2 protein-coding genes are annotated in these 1,731 nt (G+C 34.5%); both read right to left on the bottom strand.

What is annotated here, in order from left to right; all coding sequences use genetic code 11:
* Window positions 1–78: 78 nt before the first annotated feature.
* Complete coding sequence (locus FTV41_RS14590; RefSeq protein ID WP_002067466.1) at window positions 79–624, bottom strand: plasmid replication DNA-binding protein; 546 nt, start codon at window positions 622–624, stop codon at window positions 79–81.
* Between the two features lie 63 nt (window positions 625–687).
* Entirely contained in the window at window positions 688–1,581 is an 894-nt protein-coding gene (gene repM / locus FTV41_RS14585; RefSeq protein WP_179996753.1) for a replication initiation protein RepM, read from the bottom strand.
* Window positions 1,582–1,731: the final 150 nt, after the last annotated feature.

The following is a 1,731-nucleotide window of genomic DNA, read 5'->3' as shown; positions in this document are numbered from 1 at the left end:
TTTTATGATTTTTCATGTTTCACGATCAAAAAACAATCAATGTTCCACGGTTTTGATTAGTCTGATTAAATAGTCCTATCACCCATAGGGCTTGAAAAAACGGCTCCAGAAGCCCCTTTTTTCAGGCTCTGGTTCAATATGCTCCGGCACTGGAATGCGTTTAATTTCTTGAGTAGTCAATCCGCCCTCATTTGGTTTTTTTGACCGAGGATCTGTTGCTATATCCTGGTCAGATTGCTGCTCTGTAAACGTGCTTATATTGGCTTGTGGTGGCTTCATTTCAATAAGTGTAAGTAGCGTGTCAATACGAGCATTTGCCTTCGTTTCCCGATCTTCTGCTTTTTCCAACTGTTTCTTTAAAAACTCAATCTGATTTTTGAGTTCAACAACTGTATTATCAGTGTATTCAGGTGTATCAATGTTTTGTCTTGGAGACGTATCAAGACGTTTTGAGTTTGTTCCACCAAAAGGCTCACCATAGACACGAAGTAATTCTGAAAAGTCGATAGAACCATCATGATCACGACTTAATACTCCGTTTTTTATATCTTTGTAGAGTGTGGCCCGAGATTTTTTATACAGTGTTGCAGCATCACTAACACTGTATTTTGTACTTGTTTTCATATTGTATTACTGTGTATTAACGATACGTATTGGAGAATACAATAAGTGTATTCTCCAATAAACTCAAAGTTTAAAGCCTAAGTTTTTTAGATAAGGTAAAAACTGTTTTTGCTGTTTTGGATCTCTCAACATATCTTTAATTGTTATAGCTAAATCATCATAGCTTTCACCTTGCTGTGCTAGATGTGATAGTTCATGTAAACGAGAAAGTTGATTTCCAAACATATTAATTTGAGCATCTGTTAGTTTATAAAATTCTTTAGGTACATCTGTATTCGGATGACTAATACTCTTAGTCTTTTCTTTAAATGACAAAATAATACTAGTAACTTTACGACCAGTCTTTTTCTGTTCATAAGTGACATTTAAAGGGCTGCATTCGTTTATTTGGTCTATAGCAGTATCAATTACTCGTTTCTTGAAATCTGCGAATAAAGGGTACTTTTTACCAAGCTCAAGCATTGTCCGCAAATTCTCAACTGAAATTTCACGCTTACCTATTTGTCGATATTGAACAAGTAGCTCATAAATACGAATACCGTACCCACTATTTATTCCAGCGATGTCTGACAGGGCATATTTGGTGAATTCTCTACTTAGATTAGATATGAAAGGCAGAATTGGTTTTGAAAAACGAATACCAATGACACTTTGACTATCTAGAAATTGAACTTCTTGTACCCATCGCATTTTTATAGACTTGTCATCAATACTGAGGTTAATAGATCGTTCATAGAGTCTATTAATACCTTCCTTTAAATCTCTGTATGCAGTTTTTTCATGTACACCTAATTGCCTTAACTCATTGATACTAACAGGATATAGCTCATCATCTGTAATAGGCTGATTTTTTGGAATCCGTGAAATGGCAGCTAAGACAATTCGTTGCTCTACGGCACTTAATTGATATGAGGCTTCTATTACTTGATTTGATTTTACAACGTGATTTTTATTCAAAATAAAACCATTAATTTTTAATATATGACAAATATATACTTGTCATAGTTAGTAGTCAATCCGTCATAGTTAAGTAGTCAATCCGTCATAGTTAGTAGTCAATCCGTCATAGTTAGTAGTCAATCCGTCATAGTTAAGCTTTAAAACCCT

The organism is Acinetobacter sp. YH16051, assembly GCF_013417135.1.
GTDB lineage: Bacteria > Pseudomonadota > Gammaproteobacteria > Pseudomonadales > Moraxellaceae > Acinetobacter > Acinetobacter towneri.
The sequence above is the reverse complement of the archived record's forward strand: the minus strand, read 5'-3'. Positions and strand labels throughout refer to the sequence as shown.

What these genes read in the sequence shown, in the direction of transcription:
- FTV41_RS14590 (WP_002067466.1), bottom strand. Translation starts at nt 624, where the DNA reads ATGAAAACAAGTACAAAATACAGTGTTAGTGATGCTGCAACACTGTAT.